This is a genomic window from Sphingobacterium sp. 1.A.4, from assembly GCF_002734245.1.
GTDB classification, from domain to species: Bacteria; Bacteroidota; Bacteroidia; order Sphingobacteriales; family Sphingobacteriaceae; genus Sphingobacterium; species Sphingobacterium tenebrionis.
This window is the reverse complement of record NZ_PEAZ01000038.1, coordinates 14,206-36,100: the sequence shown is the minus strand read 5'-3', so window position 1 is coordinate 36,100 and position 21,895 is coordinate 14,206. Positions and strand designations below refer to the sequence as shown.

22 protein-coding genes are annotated in these 21,895 nt (G+C 39.9%); 10 read left to right on the top strand and 12 right to left on the bottom strand.

The window, feature by feature from the left end:
- Positions 1–31 precede the first annotated feature (31 nt).
- The 3 genes from CRJ00_RS04435 to CRJ00_RS04430 form a co-directional block, all read right to left on the bottom strand.
- Positions 32–1,771 carry a M14 family zinc carboxypeptidase gene (locus CRJ00_RS04435; RefSeq protein ID WP_257213687.1) on the bottom strand — a complete coding sequence of 580 codons (1,740 nt, stop codon included), beginning with the start codon at positions 1,769–1,771 and terminating at the stop codon, positions 32–34.
- Positions 1,772–1,875: 104 nt separating this feature from the next.
- Entirely contained in the window at positions 1,876–2,067 is a 192-nt protein-coding gene (locus CRJ00_RS18595) for a hypothetical protein (RefSeq protein ID WP_134777804.1), read from the bottom strand.
- A 31-nt stretch (positions 2,068–2,098) separates the two neighbouring features.
- A complete protein-coding gene (locus CRJ00_RS04430) occupies positions 2,099–2,746 on the bottom strand; it encodes a DUF6266 family protein (RefSeq protein WP_099365677.1) in 648 nt (215 codons plus the stop codon).
- Positions 2,747–2,930: 184 nt separating this feature from the next.
- Here CRJ00_RS04430 and CRJ00_RS04425 point away from each other — a divergent pair, with 184 nt between their 5' ends.
- The 5 genes from CRJ00_RS04425 (at position 2,931) to CRJ00_RS04405 (ending at position 8,180) form a co-directional block, all read left to right on the top strand.
- A complete protein-coding gene (locus CRJ00_RS04425) occupies positions 2,931–3,365 on the top strand; it encodes a hypothetical protein (protein ID WP_099365676.1) in 435 nt (144 codons plus the stop codon).
- Between the two features lie 380 nt (positions 3,366–3,745).
- On the top strand, positions 3,746–4,744 hold the full coding sequence (locus CRJ00_RS04420) for an NAD(P)H-dependent glycerol-3-phosphate dehydrogenase (RefSeq protein WP_099365675.1): 999 nt from the start codon (positions 3,746–3,748) through the stop codon (positions 4,742–4,744).
- On the top strand, positions 4,744–5,643 hold the full coding sequence (hemF, locus tag CRJ00_RS04415; protein WP_099365674.1) for an oxygen-dependent coproporphyrinogen oxidase: 900 nt from the start codon (positions 4,744–4,746) through the stop codon (positions 5,641–5,643). Before CRJ00_RS04420 ends, hemF begins: the two co-directional genes overlap by 1 nt.
- A gap of 10 nt (positions 5,644–5,653) precedes the next feature.
- Entirely contained in the window at positions 5,654–6,910 is a 1,257-nt protein-coding gene (locus CRJ00_RS04410; RefSeq protein WP_099365673.1) for a M16 family metallopeptidase, read from the top strand.
- Positions 6,900–8,180: a M16 family metallopeptidase gene (locus CRJ00_RS04405; protein ID WP_099365672.1), complete on the top strand. Its 1,281-nt coding sequence runs from the start codon at positions 6,900–6,902 to the stop codon at positions 8,178–8,180. Before CRJ00_RS04410 ends, CRJ00_RS04405 begins: the two co-directional genes overlap by 11 nt.
- A 14-nt stretch (positions 8,181–8,194) precedes the next feature.
- Here CRJ00_RS04405 and CRJ00_RS04400 read toward each other — a convergent pair whose 3' ends face one another.
- The 3 genes from CRJ00_RS04400 to CRJ00_RS04390 are packed head-to-tail and all read right to left on the bottom strand — an operon-like array spanning position 8,195 to position 9,923.
- On the bottom strand, positions 8,195–8,917 hold the full coding sequence (locus tag CRJ00_RS04400) for a tRNA threonylcarbamoyladenosine dehydratase (protein ID WP_099365671.1): 723 nt from the start codon (positions 8,915–8,917) through the stop codon (positions 8,195–8,197).
- A 3-nt stretch (positions 8,918–8,920) separates the two neighbouring features.
- The gene (locus CRJ00_RS04395; protein WP_167554309.1) at positions 8,921–9,565 is read right to left on the bottom strand and encodes a TatD family hydrolase; all 645 of its coding nucleotides are present in this window, start codon (positions 9,563–9,565) and stop codon (positions 8,921–8,923) included.
- 28 nt (positions 9,566–9,593) lie between these two features.
- Complete coding sequence (locus tag CRJ00_RS04390) at positions 9,594–9,923, bottom strand: hypothetical protein (protein ID WP_099365669.1); 330 nt, start codon at positions 9,921–9,923, stop codon at positions 9,594–9,596.
- A gap of 442 nt (positions 9,924–10,365) precedes the next feature.
- Between CRJ00_RS04390 and CRJ00_RS04385 the strand changes: the two genes are divergently transcribed.
- From CRJ00_RS04385 to CRJ00_RS04375, 3 genes are read left to right on the top strand one after another with little or no spacing between them, the layout of a single operon-like run.
- Positions 10,366–11,208, top strand: coding sequence for a histone deacetylase family protein (locus CRJ00_RS04385; RefSeq protein WP_099365668.1), 843 nt, complete (start codon positions 10,366–10,368; stop codon positions 11,206–11,208).
- A gap of 9 nt (positions 11,209–11,217) precedes the next feature.
- On the top strand, positions 11,218–12,273 hold the full coding sequence (locus CRJ00_RS04380; protein WP_099365667.1) for a nucleoid-associated protein: 1,056 nt from the start codon (positions 11,218–11,220) through the stop codon (positions 12,271–12,273).
- A gap of 3 nt (positions 12,274–12,276) precedes the next feature.
- Positions 12,277–13,347 carry a DUF3810 domain-containing protein gene (locus CRJ00_RS04375; RefSeq protein ID WP_257213685.1) on the top strand — a complete coding sequence of 357 codons (1,071 nt, stop codon included), beginning with the start codon at positions 12,277–12,279 and terminating at the stop codon, positions 13,345–13,347.
- Between the two features lie 221 nt (positions 13,348–13,568).
- On the opposite strand, the gene CRJ00_RS04370 is transcribed toward CRJ00_RS04375, so the two are convergent.
- On the bottom strand, positions 13,569–13,895 hold the full coding sequence (locus CRJ00_RS04370; protein ID WP_099365666.1) for a HesB/IscA family protein: 327 nt from the start codon (positions 13,893–13,895) through the stop codon (positions 13,569–13,571).
- A 136-nt stretch (positions 13,896–14,031) separates the two neighbouring features.
- On the bottom strand, positions 14,032–15,201 hold the full coding sequence (locus tag CRJ00_RS04365) for a cysteine desulfurase family protein (protein WP_099365665.1): 1,170 nt from the start codon (positions 15,199–15,201) through the stop codon (positions 14,032–14,034).
- A gap of 84 nt (positions 15,202–15,285) precedes the next feature.
- On the opposite strand from CRJ00_RS04365, the gene CRJ00_RS04360 reads away from it, so the two are divergent.
- Positions 15,286–16,134, top strand: coding sequence for a mechanosensitive ion channel family protein (locus CRJ00_RS04360; protein ID WP_099365664.1), 849 nt, complete (start codon positions 15,286–15,288; stop codon positions 16,132–16,134).
- 35 nt (positions 16,135–16,169) lie between these two features.
- Here CRJ00_RS04360 and CRJ00_RS18770 read toward each other — a convergent pair whose 3' ends face one another.
- From CRJ00_RS18770 to CRJ00_RS04345, 4 genes are read right to left on the bottom strand one after another with little or no spacing between them, the layout of a single operon-like run.
- Complete coding sequence (locus CRJ00_RS18770) at positions 16,170–16,316, bottom strand: hypothetical protein (protein WP_180268419.1); 147 nt, start codon at positions 16,314–16,316, stop codon at positions 16,170–16,172.
- Positions 16,317–16,334: 18 nt separating this feature from the next.
- The gene (locus CRJ00_RS04355; RefSeq protein WP_099365663.1) at positions 16,335–17,060 is read right to left on the bottom strand and encodes an MIP/aquaporin family protein; all 726 of its coding nucleotides are present in this window, start codon (positions 17,058–17,060) and stop codon (positions 16,335–16,337) included.
- A 22-nt stretch (positions 17,061–17,082) separates the two neighbouring features.
- A complete protein-coding gene (glpK, locus tag CRJ00_RS04350; protein WP_099365662.1) occupies positions 17,083–18,576 on the bottom strand; it encodes a glycerol kinase GlpK in 1,494 nt (497 codons plus the stop codon).
- 24 nt (positions 18,577–18,600) lie between these two features.
- Positions 18,601–20,172, bottom strand: coding sequence for a glycerol-3-phosphate dehydrogenase/oxidase (locus CRJ00_RS04345; protein WP_099365661.1), 1,572 nt, complete (start codon positions 20,170–20,172; stop codon positions 18,601–18,603).
- Positions 20,173–20,625: 453 nt separating this feature from the next.
- On the opposite strand from CRJ00_RS04345, the gene CRJ00_RS04340 reads away from it, so the two are divergent.
- Entirely contained in the window at positions 20,626–21,894 is a 1,269-nt protein-coding gene (locus CRJ00_RS04340) for a Gfo/Idh/MocA family oxidoreductase (protein ID WP_099365705.1), read from the top strand.
- Position 21,895: the final 1 nt, after the last annotated feature.

Here is a 21,895-nt window from a genome sequence, read left to right as displayed (position 1 = left end):
ACCCTTTGTCAACAGAAAAAACAAAAACCAATTATTTTAAAATTCTTCCAACAGGGTAGAGGTTATGGCTATCCTCATAATAAGGACTCCGTTTATAGATCCATTCCAACTGCATGCGCGCACTCTCTGCTAATTTTTGATCCGCTTTCTTGGCCTCCTCAAATGCTTTTTTCAATTGAGGGTCGTTTTTCAATAGTTCAACAGCTTCTTCTTCAAAAATATAGGCCGAGAAATATTCCTTTTGGGATAGGATGGCATCAAAGAAATTCCAATTAAAATAGGAGTCAATGGCTTGGGGTTCTAAGGTTTCGATGATGTACCGGTTTTTTTCCTGGTTGGTTTCAATATACCAATCACCTGCGTAAAAAGTACGCTGCATTTTTTTAGCACTAACCTCCACACTATGGTGAGGGTAATGCCCTTCGTATGGGGAATTCTGGGTTTTGTAGGAATCGATATAGTACATTTCCACATCCATTACGGTATCTTTTTCTAATGGATGCATCTGTACCCCATTAATCTGTAATAGATTGACCAAATGATCATAACCCTGAGGTAAAATATAGGCCTTAGGCTTTTTGATCGTTATTGTTGGCTCGTAAGTGGTAAAATAGGGAATGTTTTTCTTGAACGGTTTCTTGCGGTCATAATATAAACGCTCTAATCCACTTACCTGACTTGCCTTTTTACCGGATTCAAAACCTAAAAAGGTAATCGAATCAACTACAGCTGTATTGAGTTTCCAATTGATTGGGAATTCCTCTTGCTGTTTGACGGCCTCTTTGACCGATGACCTGATCGCGTGCAATTCCTGTCCATGTTTTCGGGTCTGCTCATAAAGAATATCCATCAAGTCGTAGGTTGACTTCACCCGATCGGTGTAGGGCTTCCACATATGTGTTTCCGGCATGTAGCCAATGGTATGGTGCAAAGCCGCATAACCTGTAGAATATCTCGGGCTTTCCAAAAATGATACAATCCCCGTTTCTGGGATTTCCCCTTGCGAATTGACATAAGGAATCATCGGGAAGCCTCTTTCCTTCATTTTCGCATACATCACTTCCGTGAATTTTTCACGCATAAATGGTGCTAATTGGGGATGTAATTTGTCTTTTTGGGTTTCGATCAGGGTCATGGTATATTGATAATCTGCACCATTGCTGGTATGGGTATCAAAAAACACATCTGGATCCCAAGTATTGAAAATTTCCTGAAACACCCTCGAGTTTCGGGTATCTCCCTTTAGGAAATCTCTATTCAAATCATAATGCTGGGCAGATCCCCTGAATCCATAAGCTTCTGGACCATTTTGGTTTACCCTAGAAACCCCTCTGTTCAACATCCCTGCAATATTATAGACCGGAATGACACAAAGGACCAGGTCTTTATCCAACCTCTTCAGTTTAAGGATGTCCCTGATGAACATCATGGAAGCATCAATTCCTTCCGGCTCTCCAGGATGGATGCCATTGTTGATCAACATCACTGTCTTTCCTTTTGCACGGATGCTTTTCGGGTCAAAATCGCCATCCGCAGAAAGTACGATCAATTGAATGGGTTTTCCTACATCGGATTTTCCATAATCAAGAATCTTCATGTCTTTCCTGCCAGAAGCTAATTGTTGGTAGTAAGGTATCAATTCCTCATAGGTACTGGTTATATTTTTACCTCCATGTTTCTCGAAAGGAGTCTGTTGGGCATTTAATTGTTGGTTGTTCATCGCCATTATTAATCCTAAACTCAATAAATAATATTTTATAGGTATGCTCATGCGGTTCTGGTATTAGGAAAACAAAGCTACTTAATATTAATGAAACGAAATAGGGGCTACCGATTGCTCGATAACCCCATTTTTAAGGTAAAAACCAGTAGGTATTAAAAGAATAATCTTTTATTCTTCATGGTATTATGCTTTCCACCTTTTTCTTGCTGATCTAATAGTTGTTTCAGCAGGCTCAATCCAAAAGAAACATATTTAGTAATCTTCAGCACTTTCTCCGGAAGTTTTACGGGCGCAGTCAAAATAGCCTGAACCATATCAGTAAATAGATTTATTAGTTTTTTCATTTTTGATTAATTAAACTGTTTTCCAATACGGTTACTTGACTTTTTTCAAATGAATGAATTGACTGTTGGACACCTCTCTTCTGTCTTCATCGCTGACGAATACCCATAAATTGATGTCTATTAGTCCCAAATCGTCCTCCAACAAAAACCTTACGCTTTTATCCATGCGTTTAAATGGTGGAGGTGTAACGAATTTGTTGGTAGCTGGATCATAGAATACCAGATGGACGAGATCATCACCTCTTTTCCTCGGTTCGCCTGCAGGGGTTTCCCAGGTTAGTTGAAGGTTTTTATTGTTCGTTGCATCCCTTTCTACTTTCAATTTATGAAGGACATTTAATGAGCCCTTGCTCAATTTGATTTTAGAAAGATCGAAATGTTTGATCAGTCCATCTCCAATCATATCAACCTGCATCAAGTTGGATATCGCTTCATTAAACGCTGTACGATCTGTTAATAAATGATCTTGATAACCCATATTGATGATTTCGGTGATGGGTTTCAAAAAGGAGATCGCTTTGGAAAACTTGAAACGGATAGCCGCTTGTTTCTCGGATGGAACACGATTCATTTTTTTTGGTAAACTTTTGATGACGTCAATGCCTCTCCAAGTGCTACCAACGATGTTTCCGACCTTGCCGGAAAATCCGCCTAAAATACCTTTAAAAATTCTTGCCATGATTTTAATTTTTTAATTTAATTTTACCATTGCGAGCATGCTTCGCTGTTAATTTTGATATCGATGGCTAAAATATCGTTGGGGGATTGCTGTTGGAAATTTTGAAAGTAATTGATAGTGAATTACTTATATTGACAGCAAATGAACGCTTCGTAAAAAGAATACAAACCAAATCATCTATACTATGAATCCTATTCTCAGAAACATCCTCGCTATTATTGTAGGTTTTGTTATCGGAAGTGCTGTAAACATGTTTTTTATAAGTATTTCTGCTTCGGTTATTCCAGTGCCCGAAGGTGTCGATAATACCACAACGGAAGGTCTAAAAGCAGGGTTACATCTTTTTCAACCCAAGCATTTTCTATTTCCTTTCTTGGCGCATGGTTTAGGAACGTTGGTAGGTGCTTTTTTTGCCGCCCTGATTGCAGCAAGCAGAAAACTGCTCTTTGCCATGGTCATCGGGTTTCTTTTTTTCCTAGGTGGCTTGGTAACTATTTTGATGCTGCCTTCCCCGATCTGGTTCACGATCGTGGATTTGCTATTCGCTTATTTTCCAATGGCTTGGATTGGTTACCTTTTATCTCAAAAGAAGAATCAAAAGGTTATCAATAAATTTTAATCTGTTAAATAAATGTTAAAACACATATTTATTGTAACGTATGCAACTATTCTACCGTTATACCTTTGAATTAAAGAAATCTATACGATTTTCATAATTTAGGTTAATAATTGGTTAGTAAAGCCCTGAAGCTCCCCTCTTCAGGGCTTTCGTAATTTATTAAGGTCCTTAAGCTGTTAAAAATTGTTAATCCCTCATCCCAGGTATAACATTGGCTATATACTTGCGTTTATAATAGTGAAAAGCAAAAGAGTAATAGAGTAAAGTAATTTCATAATTTAGGTTAATAATTGGTTTGGTAGAAATCCTGAGGTCCCCACCTCAGGATTTTTTTGTGTATTATTGGTATCTTTGTTGTTTCATCAAACGATTTTACATAGATGTCGATAAAAATTGGAGTTATAGGTAGCGGAAGTTGGGCAACAGCCATGATCAAGATGCTGACCGATAACCAACAAGAAAAACAGATAAATTGGTGGGTTCGCCGGCAAGAGGATTTGGAGTATATTGAAACCTACCATCATAATCCATCCTATTTAAGCGCTGTTGAAATTAAATTGGACAAGATCGATCTTTTCCAAGAAGTTAAGGACGTGTTTGAAAACTCTGATATCATCATTTTGAACACCCCAGCTGCGTATTTAGAAGATGCGCTTAAGGATTTATCCCCAAACGATTTTCAAAATAAGTTGGTGGTATCTGCCATTAAAGGAATTGTGCCTTCCATTAAAATGATCGTAGGCGAATTCTTGAACAATAAATTTCAGGTTGCACTAGAGGATATCGTAGTCGTAGGAGGGCCTTGCCATGCCGAAGAGGTGTCTCTGGAAAAATTATCTTATTTGACCTTTGCTTCGAAAAACACGGCAAACTCTGCTGTTGTTGCACAATATTTCCAAACACACTATATTAAAACGGTTGTTTCCAACGATTTATTAGGTGTTGAATATGGGGCAGTACTTAAAAATATATATGCTTTAGCCTGGGGAATATGCCATGGCTTAGGATTTGGAGATAACTTCCAGGCAGTTTTGATTTCGAATGCCATTCGTGAAATGGAGCATTTTGTGAATGTTATTGATCCGCAAAAAAGAGAAATCAATCAATCTGCTTATTTAGGAGATCTTTTAGTGACTTCTTATTCTCAATTTAGCAGAAATAGAACCTTCGGAAATATGATCGGAAAAGGCTATTCTGTGAAGTCTGCGCAATTGGAGATGAATATGGTGGCGGAAGGTTATTTTGCATCCGGCTGTATACAGGATATCATCCATGAACACCATTTGGAAATGCCGATCTGCAATACTGTTTACAATATTTTGTATAAGAACCAACCGGCGTTATTAGAGGTGAAAAAATTAACCGAACAACTTACGTAATGATCACAAAAGAACAGATTGCTGAAAAATATAAAGAAATCCAAGAGGAGATTACCCAGGCCTTAGAAAAATTGGACGGAAAAGCTGTTTTTCAAGAAGAGCTTTGGGAAAGAGATGGTGGAGGAGGTGGTAGGACCCGAATTATTCAACATGGAGATATCCTAGAAAAAGGAGGGGTTAATTTCTCTGCGGTACATGGGGAATTGCCTGCGCCGATAAAGAAAGCTTTTGGCGTAGAGGAGGACCAGTTTTTTGCTACTGGAGTATCCATCGTTATCCATCCGAATAATCCTTGGATACCTATTATCCATATGAATATCCGCTATTTCGAACTCAATGAAAACATCCGATGGTTCGGTGGAGGAATTGATTTAACGCCACATTATGTGATCGAAGAAGATGCTAAGGATTTTCATCAAGCATTGAAAGCGGTTTGTGATCAATATTCCGCTCAATTTTATGAGGAGTTCAAAACCTGGGCAGATAATTATTTCTATATTAAACACAGAAACGAAACCAGAGGGATTGGCGGAATATTCTATGATAAGTTAACTCCCGAAAAAGCTGGGGTTTCCATGGAGGAAATTTTTGATTTTTCTTGTGCCTTAGGTCGATTGTTCCCAAAAATCTATACCGAAATCGTTAATAGAAATCGCGATAAATCCTTTACCAAAGAAGAGAAAGACTGGCAACTGTTACGTCGGGGAAGATACGTTGAATTCAATCTCGTATATGATTCCGGGACAAAATTTGGTTTGGAAACCAATGGAAGGATTGAATCTATCCTCATGAGCCTACCGGAACAGGCAAACTGGTTCTATAATTTTCAGGCCCAACCAGGTTCTAAAGAAGAGAAAACCCTTGGTCTATTGAAGAAGGGAATTAACTGGGTTGGATAAAAAAACATAAATGATAAAATACGAAAAGTTCGTTCTACCGAATGGATTGCGGGTCTTGATACACGAAGATCCCCATAGTTCCATGGCATGCATGAATATCCTATATGATGTGGGTGCTCGGGATGAACAAGAAGACAAAACAGGGTTTGCCCATCTGTTCGAACACCTGATGTTCAGTGGATCGGTTCATATCCCAAGTTATGATCAGCCATTACAACGGGTAGGAGGTGAGAATAATGCCTTTACCTCAAACGATATCACCAATTATTACATTACGCTACCTGCAAATAACCTCGAAACTGCCTTTTGGTTAGAGTCTGATCGGATGATGGGACTTGCTTTCAATGAGCAGGGTTTGGAGGTGCAGCGAAATGTGGTGATTGAAGAGTTTAAGCAACGCTATCTGAACCAACCTTATGGAGATGTTTGGTTGAGACTTCGGGAATTGGCCTATCAGGTTCACCCTTACAAATGGGCAACCATAGGTAAGGAAATCAAGCATATTGAAGAGGCAAAAATGGAAGATGTGAAAGCATTTTTCAAGAAATTTTATGCGCCAAACAATGCTATCATGGCCATTACCGGAAATGTAAAGTTAGAGGAGGTTAAACAATTAACCGAAAAATGGTTCGGCGATATTCCAGCTTCAGAACCCAATCTGCGAAATATTCCTCAGGAGCCACGCCAATTAGCACCCCGAAAACTGGAAGTGAATGCTGCTGTTCCGGTGGATGCTGTTTATTTGGCTTTCCATACGGTCGATCGTTTACATGATGATTATTACATCGCTGATTTGTTGACCGATGTGTTATCGCGTGGAACTTCCGCAAGGCTATACCGTCGTTTGGTGAAGGAACGCCATCTGTTTTCCGAAGTGAATGCCTATGTGCTGGGAAGTATAGATAATAACCTGATCGTAGTAGAAGGTAAGCCCCATGAGGCTGTGAGTATCGAGGAAGCGGAAAAAGCGCTTTGGCATGAATTGGAAGCTTTATCCAATGAATCCATCTCGGAAGAGGAATTGACCAAAGTGAAGAACAAAGTAGAATCGACCATGCGTTTTGCAGAATTGTCCATTCTGGATAAGGCCATGAATCTTTCTTTTTATGAGCTTTTGGGAAATGCAGACCTATATAATCAGGAAATAGAAAAATATATGCAGGTGAGCTGTACTGATATCCAGCGTTTTGCAAAGGAAACTTTTCGAAAAGAGAACTCATCCACGTTAATTTACCTTGCCCAAAAGAAAGGAGCATATGCTGAATAGATTTGACCCGCCAGCATTAAAATCGATCGATGAGATCCAAATAGAGAAACCGGAATCATTGGTTTTTAAGAACGGACTGCAGGTGTTTGTTTTTCATGCGCCCGAACAGGAGTTGTTGAAAGCAGAATTCGTTTTCAAGAACCTGTTTGAAAAACCGGAGAATCCGACCAGGAATTCGGCCTTGAGTTCCATGTTGAAGGAAGGGACTATCAAATTGAGTTCAGCTGAGATTGCTTCGCAGATTGATTTTTATGGTGCTTATTTAGTGCCTGAATTTAGTTATGATCATAATGCATTAACGCTTTATACCCTCAACAAGCATGTACATTCGGTTTTACCGGTGGTGCATCAGGTGCTGACAGCCGCACAGATTCCTCAAAAGGAGTTGGATACCTACATCCGTAACAATAAGCAAAGTCTACAGATCTCCTTGGAGAAATCTGATTTTGTCGCGCGTAGGGCTTTTTATAATCAGCTTTTTGGGAATACCAGGTATGGTCGATCGGTAACCGAGGGAATATTGGATGGATTGACCCGTTCGGATCTTACCCAATTGTACAAAAAACAGATTCAACCTCAGAATGGTGTATTGTTCTTATCCGGTAATATATCGGAGGAAACATTGGATCTTTTCCGCAATTATTTTGAAAACCAATGGGATGGAACGGAATCGTTGGAATATACGCCATTTCAGGGCGAAGGAAGTCAATTGTTAGATCTGCAGGTTATCCAAAAACCGGATGCCATGCAGTCCAGTATCCAATTGGGAAAAGTTTCCATCCAACGTACGCATCCGGATTATCCCGCTCTTCAGTTTGTGAACACGATGTTTGGCGGATATTTTGGTTCTCGGTTGATGGGGAATATCCGTGAGGATAAGGGCTATACCTATAGTATAGGATCTATGCTCGCTAATTTGAACCATGCCGGATTTTTGAGTATTTCTACGGATGTAGGAACGGAATATACGAAGGCTACATTAGCGGAGATACAAAAAGAGATCGAAAAGCTCCAACAGGAAAAGGCTTCAGAGAAAGAAATGGAATTGGTGCGGAATTACATGTTGGGGAGTATGTTGGGAAGCTTGGAATCTATTTTCTCGCACGTGGATAAGTTCAAGTCGGTATTCTTTTCGGGCCTGGACCTGAATTATTACCATAATTATACGGAGATAATTAAAGAAATAACTCCTGATCAGGTACAAGTTCTTGCCCAACAATATCTGGGTTTTGATGATATGTTAAAGGTCGTAGTAGGAGAGGTAAAGTAGGTATTATTTGCCATTTAGGATTTCATCAAATCCTGAATGGCAACTGATGCCAAGGCTCCACCAAATGCGGCTGGCAAATAAGACATCGTTCCATACGCCGATTTCTTAAAATTACTTCCATCCGTATACAACAACGATTCCTTATCCGGAAGTTCAGTTGAAAAAACTACTTTCACGCCCTTCTTAATCCCATGTTTTTTCAGCTTCTTTCTAATATGCTGGGCCAACTTACAATTATACGTCTTTCCAATATCCGATATCTTCAATTTTGTAGGATCCAATTTCCCGCCAGCACCCATGGAACTGACAAATGGAATCTTAGCATCCAACGCCAAGCGGATAAAAAATAACTTCGGCGTGATACTATCAATCGCCTCCACACAATAATCAGGTTTCAGTTCTAATAGTCCGGGGATACTTTGCGGAAGGATGAATTCTTGGATAACGTTCAATTCCAACTCGGGGTTAATGGCCAATAACCGCTCTTTCATGATCTGTGCTTTGGGCTCGCCATGATTGGTCGCCAATGCCGGCAATTGCCTGTTCCTATTGCTGGGATCTACCGTATCGGCGTCGATAATGGTCATTTTTCCAACACCAGAACGACATAAAAATTCGGCTGCAAACGAACCAACACCGCCTAAACCCAATACCATAACATGGGAATTTGCCAATTTCTCTAATGCTTCCCGACCAACCAATGCTTCGGTCCGGGAAAGCCAAGATAAATCCATCATGAATTATAAACTATAGTTAAAAACCTCCGTAAAATTTTTTGTAATCTGCTCTTCCAATTCTTTCTTGTCCACTTTTCGAGCGTGGCAAAAATAAGCATAAATATCGGAGATTTTAACCTGTTTATCGTCTGTTTCTAAGAATAAACGGTCTAAAGGGATGTTTTGTACAAGTTCTTCATGCTGCCCTTTTAAGATCAGAGGGCCTAGGGAAAGGTAATAACCATGGTGTAACAGGCTTTTAGCGAGTTCCCAATTCTTTGCGAAGCCATGGAATACAACGGGAACATCGGTTTTTAGGCGCATCAAGGAGGTCAGTACCTCGGAATAGGACCGGACGCAATGAATTACCAAGGGCTTTTGAACTTCTATTGCCAATTCAATTTGCCTTTCAAAAGCCATTGTTTGTCGTTCAAGTGATGGCCCGTTCATTTTATCCAAGCCACATTCGCCTACAGCAATAACGCCCTCTTTGGCCACATAGATTTTGAGTGCTTCAAATTGTTTCTCGAAGTTTTCGTCGATATACCAAGGATGAATGCCTGCACAACATGGGGTCTGCGTCAGGTAATCCTTCGAAACGATCACATTTGGAATTTCCAGATGCTTACTGTCCGCATAGGGATGATGGGTATGGATGTTGATATACACGAGATGTAAAATTAGGAATTAATCCTGATTAAGCTTCAATTTCCTCACAACGCTCAAATTCAAGGACCACGATGCCTGAGGTGGTATCAATCTTGAACCGTTTCCGACTAAGATCCACATCAAAAGTCTTATCGATTTCCGGTACTACCTCCGATACTTCTAAGATTACCGGGTAGCCCTCATAAGGGATTTCTGAACGGGAATAATGGGTAACATGGTCAAATCGGAACTTTTTCTCCTGCGCATGGTCACCTAATTCACTATCTACCAATAGGGTCACCACTAGACTTTGTGTCATGGAATCCTCTTCTGTACGAACGATTTCAGCGTCCAATAATGCATTAATGTCAATTGCCATAGCTGTTACCTATAAAGTTAAAACTAACGTTGCTGTATATGCAAATAACAGTTGAAGCCCAGTTTCTGTTTTATATATTAATTAAAACTGAAAACAAAATTCCGGTTCTTAAGATCCTGAATTACTTTTTTAAGCAATTCTTGTTTGGGATCCAAGGTAGATTTAACCTGAAACCTTTTTATAAATGGATGCTTTCCAGGAGTATTGTCCTGTGAATTTGATGTAGGCTGGTTTTTACGATTGAACATAAGCCATCTCCTTTTTTGATTGTTTATACTGGTTATTGTCAGTCTATTTAGCATAGGAAGCTATCACTGACCTATTAAAGATAATGAAATTTTAAAAAAGGAATGCATATCTTCGTTACAAAATTCGAGCTTTGTTAAAAATCGCCCATCATACTGCATATCTCCATCCATTGCCTGAGGGACATCGATTTCCAATGCTAAAATATGAATTGATCCCTGCCCAATTACTCCATGAAGGGGTGGTTCAGAAAGAAAGTTTTTTTGAACCCGGACTCGTCGATCGGGAAACCGTCTATCTTGCACATGATAAAACTTATGTGGATGATCTCCTGGATCTTCAATTGGATCCCAAGATGGTGAGGAGGATAGGATTCCCCATGTCCAAAAGTTTGGTGGATCGGGAGCTTTATCTGATTGATGGTACGATCAAGGCTTGCAAAGAAGCGTTTAAGTATGGGGTAGCTTTCAACACCGCAGGTGGCACCCATCACGCCGGAAGGGATTTTGGCGAAGGCTTCTGTTTGCTGAACGATCAGGCAGTTGCAGCGGCCTATCTATATGAACATAAATTGGCGAAGAAAATCCTGATCATTGATTTGGATGTACACCAGGGAAATGGAACAGCCCATATTTTCGAGGACCATCCGGATATCATCACTTTTTCCATCCATGGGGAGAAAAACTTCCCTTTTAAAAAAGAAAAATCCCATTTTGACCTTGCTTTAACCGATGGAATCGATGATATGGCCTATTTAGATATCTTGGTAAAAGCATTGGAGAAGGTAATGGATTTTGCAGAACCTGAATTTGTATTCTATCAAGCTGGAGTAGATGTGCTGGCCACTGATAAACTAGGTAAATTTAATTTAAGTCCTTTTGGATGCAAACAGCGCGATATAATGGTTTTCCAATGCTGTAAGGAAAGGGGTATTCCAGTAGAAGTAAGTATGGGGGGAGGTTATTCGCCCCAAATTAAGGATATTGTCAATGCACATGTGAACACCTACCGTAGTGCAATTGATGTTTTTGATTTATAAATTAATATTATGTTTTTTCACCAAGACGCAAATTTTGAACATTTAATCATACATCATGTGGGTAATAAAGCCCAGGATGAATTTTATACCCTATCTGATAACGAGATTGACTTGCAGTCTGATGAGGTCTTGACCGATCTTTTGATGCAATATTTCATGCGTCCATTTGCCAAGGCAAATGAAGTCTATCGCTTTTACCATCCCAATGATGAATTGGAATTGAACGAACTGTATTATTTTTCGAAACAATGGTTCGATAAAAAGATTTCCTTTTTGGATTTTTCGCATGCCATCGCCAAGTTCTTATTTGAAGTAACCGAGCATCCAAAGATCAAGTCGGGAGAATTATATGTCGTGGCCTTAGATAATGTGCAGATGGAAGGCGAGGAGCACCAGGCAATAGGTATCTTTAAGTCAGAAAATAAGGAGGCATATTTGAAAGTGTTTCCGCAGCAGGATGGCCTGAGCCTAAGTTATGAGCAACAGGCTATCAATATCAATAAATTGGATAAAGGGGTAGTAATCATTAATACAGAACAGGAAGTAGGTTATAAGGTCTTATGTCTTGACCAAACCAATGGTTCTGAAGCGGTATATTGGAAGGATGATTTTCTGAAGATCAAAACCCGTAATGATAATTTCCAACAGACTGGCAATTTGATGAAGGTTTATAAAAACTTTGTCAATGAGAAAATTGATGAGGTTTTTGATATGGATAAAGCGGATAAGATTGATTTGTTGAATCGATCCATGAATTACTTCAAATCCAAGGAAACCTTTGATGAACAGGAATTTAATGAGGAGGTAATCTCCAATCCAGAGGCCATCAGTTTATTCAAGGATTATAAGCAATCTTTTGAGGATGAATTTGAAACGCCTTTTCAATCCAATTTTGATATTGCAGGAAATGCGGTAAAGAAAATGGCAAGTAGTTATAAGTCTGTATTAAAATTGGATAAGAACTTTCATATTTATGTGCATGGCAAAAGGGAACTATTGGAAAAGGGATATGATGAGGATAAAGGCATGAATTATTATAAGTTATACTTCGAAAACGAAGATTAAAACATGTGGAATAGGGCCATTAAGAATAGATTGATTTGGTTAACTGTATTGGTGTTGTTGACCATTGGGTTGAATGTGCTAATGACTTTTCCTGAATGGATTGAGGTAAATTATAGCCGGACGTTCTATCCGATTTTCAGTTACCTGCCAAAGTTTCTATTCTCTTGGATTCCATTTAGTGTAGGCGATCTGTTTTATGCTGGGATTGTCGTTTTTCTCTTAGTGTTATTGGGGAAAGGTGTTTTTAGGTTATTCAAAAAGAAATTCTCGGAAAGTTTAAAGTCTTTTTTGACGCTGCTTGTTGGTTTGTTGGGAATATATGCATTTTTTAATATTTCTTGGGGCTTGAATTATTACCGTATTCCAGTCAGTAAACAGATGGGAATTGCAGTGGATACGGTACGTTTGGAAGATCATCTGACTGTACTGGAGGCTCATATTGAAAGAGCTAATTTATTAAGGAATGGCTTGGATTGGAGGAATCAGGATAGATCGAAAATAAATAAGGACATAGAGGGGTTGATGCAGGAGGATGTGGTTTTTCCGATGCTTTCGCATAGTCAAATAAAGATCAAGAACCCTTTGTTCAATAGTTTTGCTTCTTATATGGGCGTGTCGGGATATTTTAATCCTTTTACGCATGAGGCACATATTAATGGGGCGATGCCAATGGCTGGTTATCCATTTACGGTGAGCCATGAATTGGCACATCAGATGGGGATTGGATTTGAGGATGAATGTAATTTTATTGCTTTTGTGAAATTAAAGGATCATCAGAATTCTTTTTACAGCTATGCAGCGTATTTTGAAAGTGTGAGGTATTTGTTGAATTCGCTTTATTTGGTGGATAAGGGTTTGTTTGAACAGTATAAGGATAGACTGTCGGAGAAGGTGTTGGCAGATTTAAAAGAGGAGCAGGAGTATTGGAAAAGATATACTGGATGGATTTCCGATGTTTCTGGATTGTTTTATGATCAGTATTTAAAGCATAATAACCAAGCGGAGGGAATGGCGAGGTATGGGATGGTAAGTAGGTTGATTATTAATTATTCGGTGGGGGATTTAAATAGATAATAATCAATGCGAGGAGGTTTTTCCGCGTCATTGCGAGGAGATACTACCGCGTCATTGGGAGGAGGTAATCCGTAATTGCGAGGAGATACTACCGCGTCATTGCGAGGGACGAAGCAATCTTTCGATTAGTGTAAAGATTGCTTCGTCGTACCTCCTCGCAATGACGTAGGGCCGCAATGACGCATGGCCGCAATAACGCGAAGTTTTAAACATCATCCTTCTTATACCGAGAAACTTTCCCCGCAAGCGCAGGTTCTGGATGCATTTGGATTATGAAATTCAAAACCCTTTCCATTCAAACCATCCGAATAATCCAATTCCGTTCCGGCTAAATACAAATACGATTTAATATCCAAACAAATCTTCACCCCATTATCCTCAAAAAACTGATCGCCTTTTTTCTCCTCATTATCAAAATGAAGCTTATAGGATAACCCAGAGCATCCTCCACTTTCCACTGCCACTCTCACAAAATAACTCGAATCATAATTCTCATCACTCATGATCTTTGCTACACGTTCTTTTGCTTTATCTGTTATGGTAACCATCTTTTAATCCTTTTTATAAAATACAAAGTTAATCAATTTATTAGTTCCTCCGATTTGGCATTCATCTTAAAATTGTCATATTGACCGAATAACAATAACCGATGAACAGTATCCAACAAACAGTAAAGGACGAAACCTACAATAATCCTTCCTTATACATCTGCCAGATAGGAGAGGAATTCCGAATACCATCCACCGCTTTTTTCAATTGTAAAATCGCTTCATCAATATCTTCCAATTCATTATACCTACTGAAGCTAAACCTTAAACTGCAATAAGCCTCTTCATCCGATAATCCCATCGCTTTCAACACATGCGAAGGATCTCGATCGCCCGATACACAGGCTGAACCAGAAGAAATACAGATTTCTGGAACTTTCGTCATCAATTCTGAACCTCTAACATAGGTAAAATGCACATTGGATGTATTCGGCAAACGATCCACTTCCTTACCATGAATATTAACCTCCGGAATTTCCTGCATGATCTTTTCTTCAAAATAATCCCGGAGATTCCCCAAAGAATGAGCCCCCTGTGCCAAAAAGAGAGCTTCCCCCAAACCTACGATCTGCGGAACGGCATATGTCCCCCCACGGAAACCATGTTCTTGATTTCCACCAACAATCAACGCTGGAATCTGTATCGGTTTGCTTTTTCTTCTGACAAATAATGCCCCCGAACCTTTTGGTCCATGAAATTTATGGGCACTCAAGCATAGGATATCGATCGGAACCTCCGCCAAATTCAACGGCAATTTTCCGATCCATTGCGTAGCATCGCAAAAAAACAACACATCTTTCTTAGCACAGATCTCCGCAATTTCTATAATCGGATGAAGTACACCAGTTTCATTATTTCCAGCCATCAGACAGACCAGGATCGTATCTTCCCGGATACTATTTTCCAATTCTTTTAAATCAATTAACCCATTCCCATCAGATCCCAAAAACTGAATTTCGGCACCTGACTTTTCAACAGCTGAACACGCGCTTAATACCGCTTTGTGTTCCGTTTTACAAGTAATGATATGCTTACCTTTCTTTAGGTAGGCCTGAAAAACCCCTTTGATTACGGTAATAATAGCTTCTGTAGATCCACTGCAAAAGAATATCTCCTTGGCTTGACAGGAAAGAACTTCAGCCACCTGGTTTCTTGCGCGTTCTACCGCATGATTGGCCTGCCGTCCTAATTTATGCTGTATACTGGATGCATTTCCATAGGATTCGCGCAGATAGGGCAACATCGAATCTAAAACCCGATCATCCAACTTTGTGGTCGCATTATTGTCAAAATATAATAATCCCATCTGATAAAGTTATTTAAAATATCCCCATACATCGCAAAAACGCTTATAATTTTTAATTTTGCGATTCAGATTAAATCACACTATATGAAAGTTGTAAATATTGAAGCAAGTTTAGAACGTTTAATTGATAATACCATCCAAGCAATACCATCGGTTTTGATCGGATTAGGTATCTTATTTCTTGGAAAATACATCATTCGCTTTATCTTAAAATTAATCGATAGAAGGTTTGAAAGAAGGAATGTGGACATGTCCATCCGTACCTTCATCAAAAGCATCGTTAAAATCTGTTTATATGTCTTTCTTTACCTTACAGCAGCAGGTGTGATGGGTATTCAAACCACTTCATTTGTGGCTGCGCTGGGTGCTTTTGGTTTGGCAGTTGGTATGGCTCTGCAAGGAAGTCTTTCTAATTTCGCGGGTGGCGTATTAATTCTTTTATTTAGACCATTTGATGTAGGTGATTATATTTCAAGTGCTAATGGATCCTCTGGAACAGTGGAACGTATCGATTTATTGTATACTACATTAATTGACGATGATGGTATCCGGGTATTCAGTCCAAATGGTACGTTGGCCAACTCCGTTATCAAGAACTTTACAAAAATTGCAGCAAGGAGAATGCAGTTTTCCTTGATGATATCCTATGATACCAATATCAAACAGGCACGTGAAATGATCCTGCAGACGATTGCCAAAGAAACTCGCGTATTGGACAAACCGAAAGCTGAAGTATTGGTAGGGGACTTGAAAGAATCTGGAATTACCTTGAATATCCGTTTATGGACAAAACGTGAAGATTATTGGGCAACCAAGAACGAATTAGGCGAAGAAATCAAGAATGTATTAGAAAATCAAGCTGTGACATTCCCGATCAATACGGTGAAGATGTTAAAGGATGAATCGGGTGATAATCCTGTAGTAGAGGCTTAATCTTTTGAAAGAGGCTTTAACCCTTTGAAAGAATTCTAATCCATCGAATTCACCAACACAAAATATCTGTAAGCTACAACGGTCTGTTGTAGCTTACTTAATTTTGAGGGATCCTTCTTGCTGTAACTCGGCAAGATTTTTTGATTAATACTGTTCAATATTTTAAAGAATCCTTTCTTCATATTGTATTTTTTTTGCGGTTAGTGGACCAAATAATTAAGTCCTACAGCTAATAAAGCCCCAATTATCGGACCAATTACCGGAACCCAAGCATATCCTCCATCAAATCCCGCCTTGTTTCTGATCGGTAAGATCGCATGCATGATCCTTGGGCCTAAATCCCTCGCCGGATTGATCGCATATCCTGTAGTTCCCCCTAAGGAAAGACCGATTGCCCAAACCAAGAAAGCTACTGGAATTGCACCAATGGAACCTAATCCAATCACTTGATCATCCGAAAACTTGGCATCCTGAAAATGTAGGATCGTAAAGATCAATACAAAAGTGCCTACAATCTCTGAAATCAGGTTGATAGGTTGGTTGCGAATGGCCGGGGCGGTACAGAATACCGCTTGTTTTGCTCCCGCATCTTCTGTTTCATCAAAATGGTTCTTGTACATCAACCAGACCACCAAAGCCCCCAACATCGCACCGATGAATTGTGCGGCGATATAAGATAGGGAAGTAGGAAGGTCCAATTTGCCCATTGCTAGGTTGGCGATCGTTACGGCACTATTCAGATGGGCACCACTATAAGGACCCGCAATATTGACACCTACAAATACAGCCAACGCCCAAGCGGTCGAGATCACGATCCAACCACTGTTATTCCCCTTGGTCTTATTCAGTACCACATTCGCCACGACACCTCCTCCAAGGAGGATCATGACACCTGTTCCTATTAATTCTGCTAAAAATGGACTCATATTAGGTTTATTTGTTTTTCATTTAAGGATTATCTGACCAATATTTCACGGCATTTACCGCTCTATTCCAGGAAGCGATATGTTCTTTTAATTTGCTAGATTTCCTAGGGCTGATCCGTTTATCTTCTTTCCATAATTCTTCGAGTTCTTTCACATCTTTCCAAAAACCCACTGCTAGACCAGCCAAAAATGCTGCTCCCATCGCCGTAGTTTCTGTAATTTCCGGCTTCACCACGGTGCTGTTCAGGATATCTGCTTGGAATTGGATCAGGAAATTGTTCTGGGTGGCTCCGCCATCTACCCGGAGTTCCTTGATCTTGGTTTTGGAATCTGCCTCCATGGCCTTCAGAATATCATAGGTTTGATAAGCGATACTTTCCAATGCTGCTCGCGCAATATGGGCGTCGGAAGTACCTCTGGAAATACCAAATAGTGTTCCTCTGGCATTTGCATCCCAGTGAGGTGCGCCCAATCCGGCAAATGCAGGAACCAGATAAACCCCATCCGTATCATCAACACTTGTAGCCAATGCTTCGATATCACTTGATTTTTTGATGATCTTCAATTCATCGCGAAGCCATTGTACCACAGCTCCTCCTATAAAAACACTGCCCTCTAGCGCATAGACCACATCTTTTCCTATTTTCCATCCGATCGTCGTCACCAATTTATTCTCTGATTTCACGGGCTTATTGCCCACATTCATCAATAAGAAACAGCCTGTACCATAGGTATTCTTCGCCATGCCTTTTTTCAGGCACATCTGTCCGAATAGGGCTGCTTGCTGATCACCTGCAATACCCGCAATCGGAATGGATTTACTTCCCAATTCGGTGGATGTTTCTCCATAGATCTCGGATGAGCTTTTTACTTCAGGTAGGATAGAAGCTGGGATATCAAAAAGGGCCAATAAGTCCTTATCCCATTCCAAAGTATTGATATTATAAAGCATGGTGCGGGATGCATTGGAAACATCAGTTACATGCACTTTTCCGTCGGTTAGATTCCAGATCAACCAACTGTCTACCGTTCCGAAAGCCAGTTCATTACGTTCCGCTAGCTTACGTGCTTCTTTAACATGGTCCAAGATCCATTTAATCTTTGTTGCTGAGAAATAAGAGTCGATCAACAATCCTGTTTTCTCTTGCACCTTTTCTAATTGACCTTTAGCGATCAGCTCTGCACAATAGTCTGCTGTCCTACGATCCTGCCAAACAATGGCATTATAAATGGGAACTCCCGTTCGTTTATTCCATACAATAGTGGTTTCCCGTTGGTTCGTGATACCAATCCCTTTGATGGATTCCAGTTTGGTTTTCGATTTGGCCAATACCTCCGTTAATACAGCCAATTGACTCGACCATATTTCCTGGGGATCATGTTCTACCCAGCCTGATTTTGGATAAATCTGCTGAAATTCCTTCTGGGAAATATCAACGATCTCTCCCTTTTTGTTAAAGAGAATGGCACGAGAACTCGTTGTTCCTTGGTCTAAGGAAATGATGTATTCTTTCATTATCGTAATTTATAAAAGGTTATATTATAATAAGTAACGGGAAGCTAGTTCCTCGTATTCTTTAACTTCTTTTTCCACCCAGTCTTCTGGTTTATTCAATTCCACAGCCATGATTTCTGCCACCTTTCTTGCCGCTATGATGGAAGCTTTTGCATCCAATAGTAATAGTCGACATCTACGCGCTAAAAAGTCCTCCACTTTATGGATAAATTCATGTCTACAGGACCATACCACTTCCACCAACTGATAATCATAACCTGGTACAATTTCTTCCTTCCATGTTGGATTTTCCTGCGCCAATAATTGAATGGCCGCATAATCCTTTCCATACAAACTCCAATGTCCATGATAACGATCTTTCGTAGCTCCATGTATAGGCATCTGTTTCGTTTTACATGGCACCGGGATCAAACCGGCTACTGCTATAGCCATATCAACGGTCTCTTCAGCCATTTTTCGATAAGTGGTCCATTTACCGCCAGTTATGGTCACCAAATTAGAATCACTTTTTATCAGTTTATGGTCTCTGGATATTTCTTTGGTGCTTTCACCATCCTTTCCAGTAGGCGCTGCCAAAGGTCGTAGGCCGGCATAAATACTTAAGATATCCGCACGGGTTGGGGCAGGGCTTAGGTAATTTTTAGCCGTTTCCAGAATAAATTCAATCTCTTGATCCATTGGCTTAGGCTCAATCTCATGTTCATCGATGGGAATATCTGTCGTGCCCAATAGTACTTTTCCATGCCAAGGCACACCAAATAACACCCGACCATCCGATGTTTCGGGGATCATTAAGGCGTCCTTGCCGTCTAAGAATTTCTGATCGATCACAATATGTGATCCCTGGCTTGGTCTAACTAGGTTTTTATGCGTAGGGGTATCCAATTTCAGGATATCATCCACGAAGATTCCGGTAGCATTGATGATCACCTTTCCTTTTGCTACAAATTCCTCACCCGTTTCCTGGTCCTTACAGATTACAGCGGATAATTTTCCCTGTTCATCTTTTCGGAAATTCTTTGCTTCCACATAGTTTAGAACAGTGGCTCCATGCTCCACAGCTGTTTGGGCCAAGTTCACCGCCAATCGGGCATCATCAAATTGCCCGTCGTAATATAAGATTCCACCATGCAGATCTTTCTGTGCTATATGCGGTAATTTTTCTATCACCTCTTTTTTGGAAAGGGAAATGGAATTCCCAACCCTTAAACTCCCTGCCAACCAATCGTAGAGCTTTAACCCGATCAAATATTTTAATTTGCTGAAGGTAGAATAGACAGGAATAACAAACGATTGTACGGTGGATACATGAGGCGCGTTCTTAAAAATACGCCCTCTTTCCTTTAAGGCACCGATAACCAGTTTAATATCTCCATTCGCTAAATATCGTACCCCACCATGGACCAATTTAGTACTCTTACTGGATGTCCCTTTGGCAAAATCATATTTCTCCAGCAGTAGGACCTTATATCCACGGGTGGCAGCATCTACGGCAGTTCCAAGACCTGTGGCCCCACCTCCGATGATAATAATATCCCATTTTTCTGTTGTCCGAAGTCGGTTTAGTTGATCTTCTCTTGTTAGCACGGATTGCATTGATAAGTGTTTTAGCTAAAAATAGGGAATTTATTAGCTATTTGACAACTTTATTAAACTTATTTATTTTTTTTCTTTTTGTTTCGAAAGATAATTTAACCTTTTATTAGCTTTTTAAAGCTAATTGCTATTCCAGTTCTAAAATTTACCTATATTTAATTTTCTACTTATTAACTGAACAGGAATATGTCATACTTATATGAGTAATATTTTATTTACGCAAACGGTTGTGTTCTCTTTTTGAGCTAATTTACATCAATTATGGCGTAAAATAATATAGATTTGACCTGATTAAATAAGTGATTACTGAAAAGATTTTATAGAATTGTAAACTAAATCTACAATAAACGTTTTTATGAGCTAATATACTTGAAAGGCGGACTAAATTATGGAATCAGATCCTACCTTGCGTCCTTTCAAACCGTATATTTTTTCAATGGAACCATCAATATTATGAACGAAACAAAAAATTCTTCTAGAAGAGATTTCCTTAAGAAATCTCTAATCGGAGCTGCGGCATTCACTATTGTACCGCGCTTTGTATTGGGTAAGGGCCATCTGGCTCCAAGTGATCATTTGACCAAAGGTGTCATTGGGGTAGGTTCTATGGGCCGCGGACATTTTGGCTATGCAGGAACAAAAACTGTTGCCATTTGTGATGTGGATACCAGGCACTTGGCATTAGCGCAAAAAGCGCTTGGTGGTGGTATTAAGGAACACCACGACTTCCGTGATCTGATCAATAATCCAGAAGTTGATATTGTACATATCGCAACTCCTCCACACTGGCACGGATTAATGGCCATGGAAGCTGCGCGTTCAGGAAAAGATATCTGGTGTGAAAAACCAATGACCAGAACCATTGGTGAAGGTAAAAAAGTGAAAGAAGCTGTAAAACAGCATGGAAATATTTTCCGTTTGAATACTTGGTTCCGTTTTGATGCCAATTTCTATGGCATGAATGTACCTGTTAAAAAGATCAAAAAATTAGTGGATACTGGTATGTTGGGTTGGCCTTTGAAAGTGACGATCAGTAAACACACCGGTTTTGACTGGAAATTTTATTGGGTAGGAAAGGAGAACCTTCCGGTTCAACAAGTTCCTAAAGAATTGGATTACGATATGTGGTTAGGTCCAGCGCCATACAAACCATACAGTGCACACCGCGTTCATACCACTTTCCGTGGATATTGGGATTATGATGGTGGTGGCTTAGGCGATATGGGACAGCATTATTTAGATCCTGTTCAATATTTCCTTGGCAAAGACAATGAAAGCCCGATCAAAGTAGAAGTGGATGCTCCACAACAACATTCTGATGCTGTGGGAACATGGCGAAAAATCACCTATACCTATGCTGATGGCTGCCAGATCATCCTAGATGGTGCCGGCACAGAGGAAGGCAAAGCTTATATTGAAGGACCTCAAGGTAAACTATACCGCGGATTCCAATCCGATATCGCTGATATGGAGCGTAAATTAGCCCAATACCCAGATCCTGCTCCGCAGATGACGGATTTTGTGGAGGCCGTACGCACGCGTCAGAAATTCGCACTGAACGAAGAAAACGGTTATTATTCATGTACTTTGGTGAATTTAGGCCTAGCGGCATTGCGCTTGAACAGAACCTTGCACTTTGATTCTGCAAAACAAGAGTTTGTAAACGATGAAGCTGCAAACCGCTTAATTAATCAACCTATGAGAGGACCTTGGTCATTCTAAA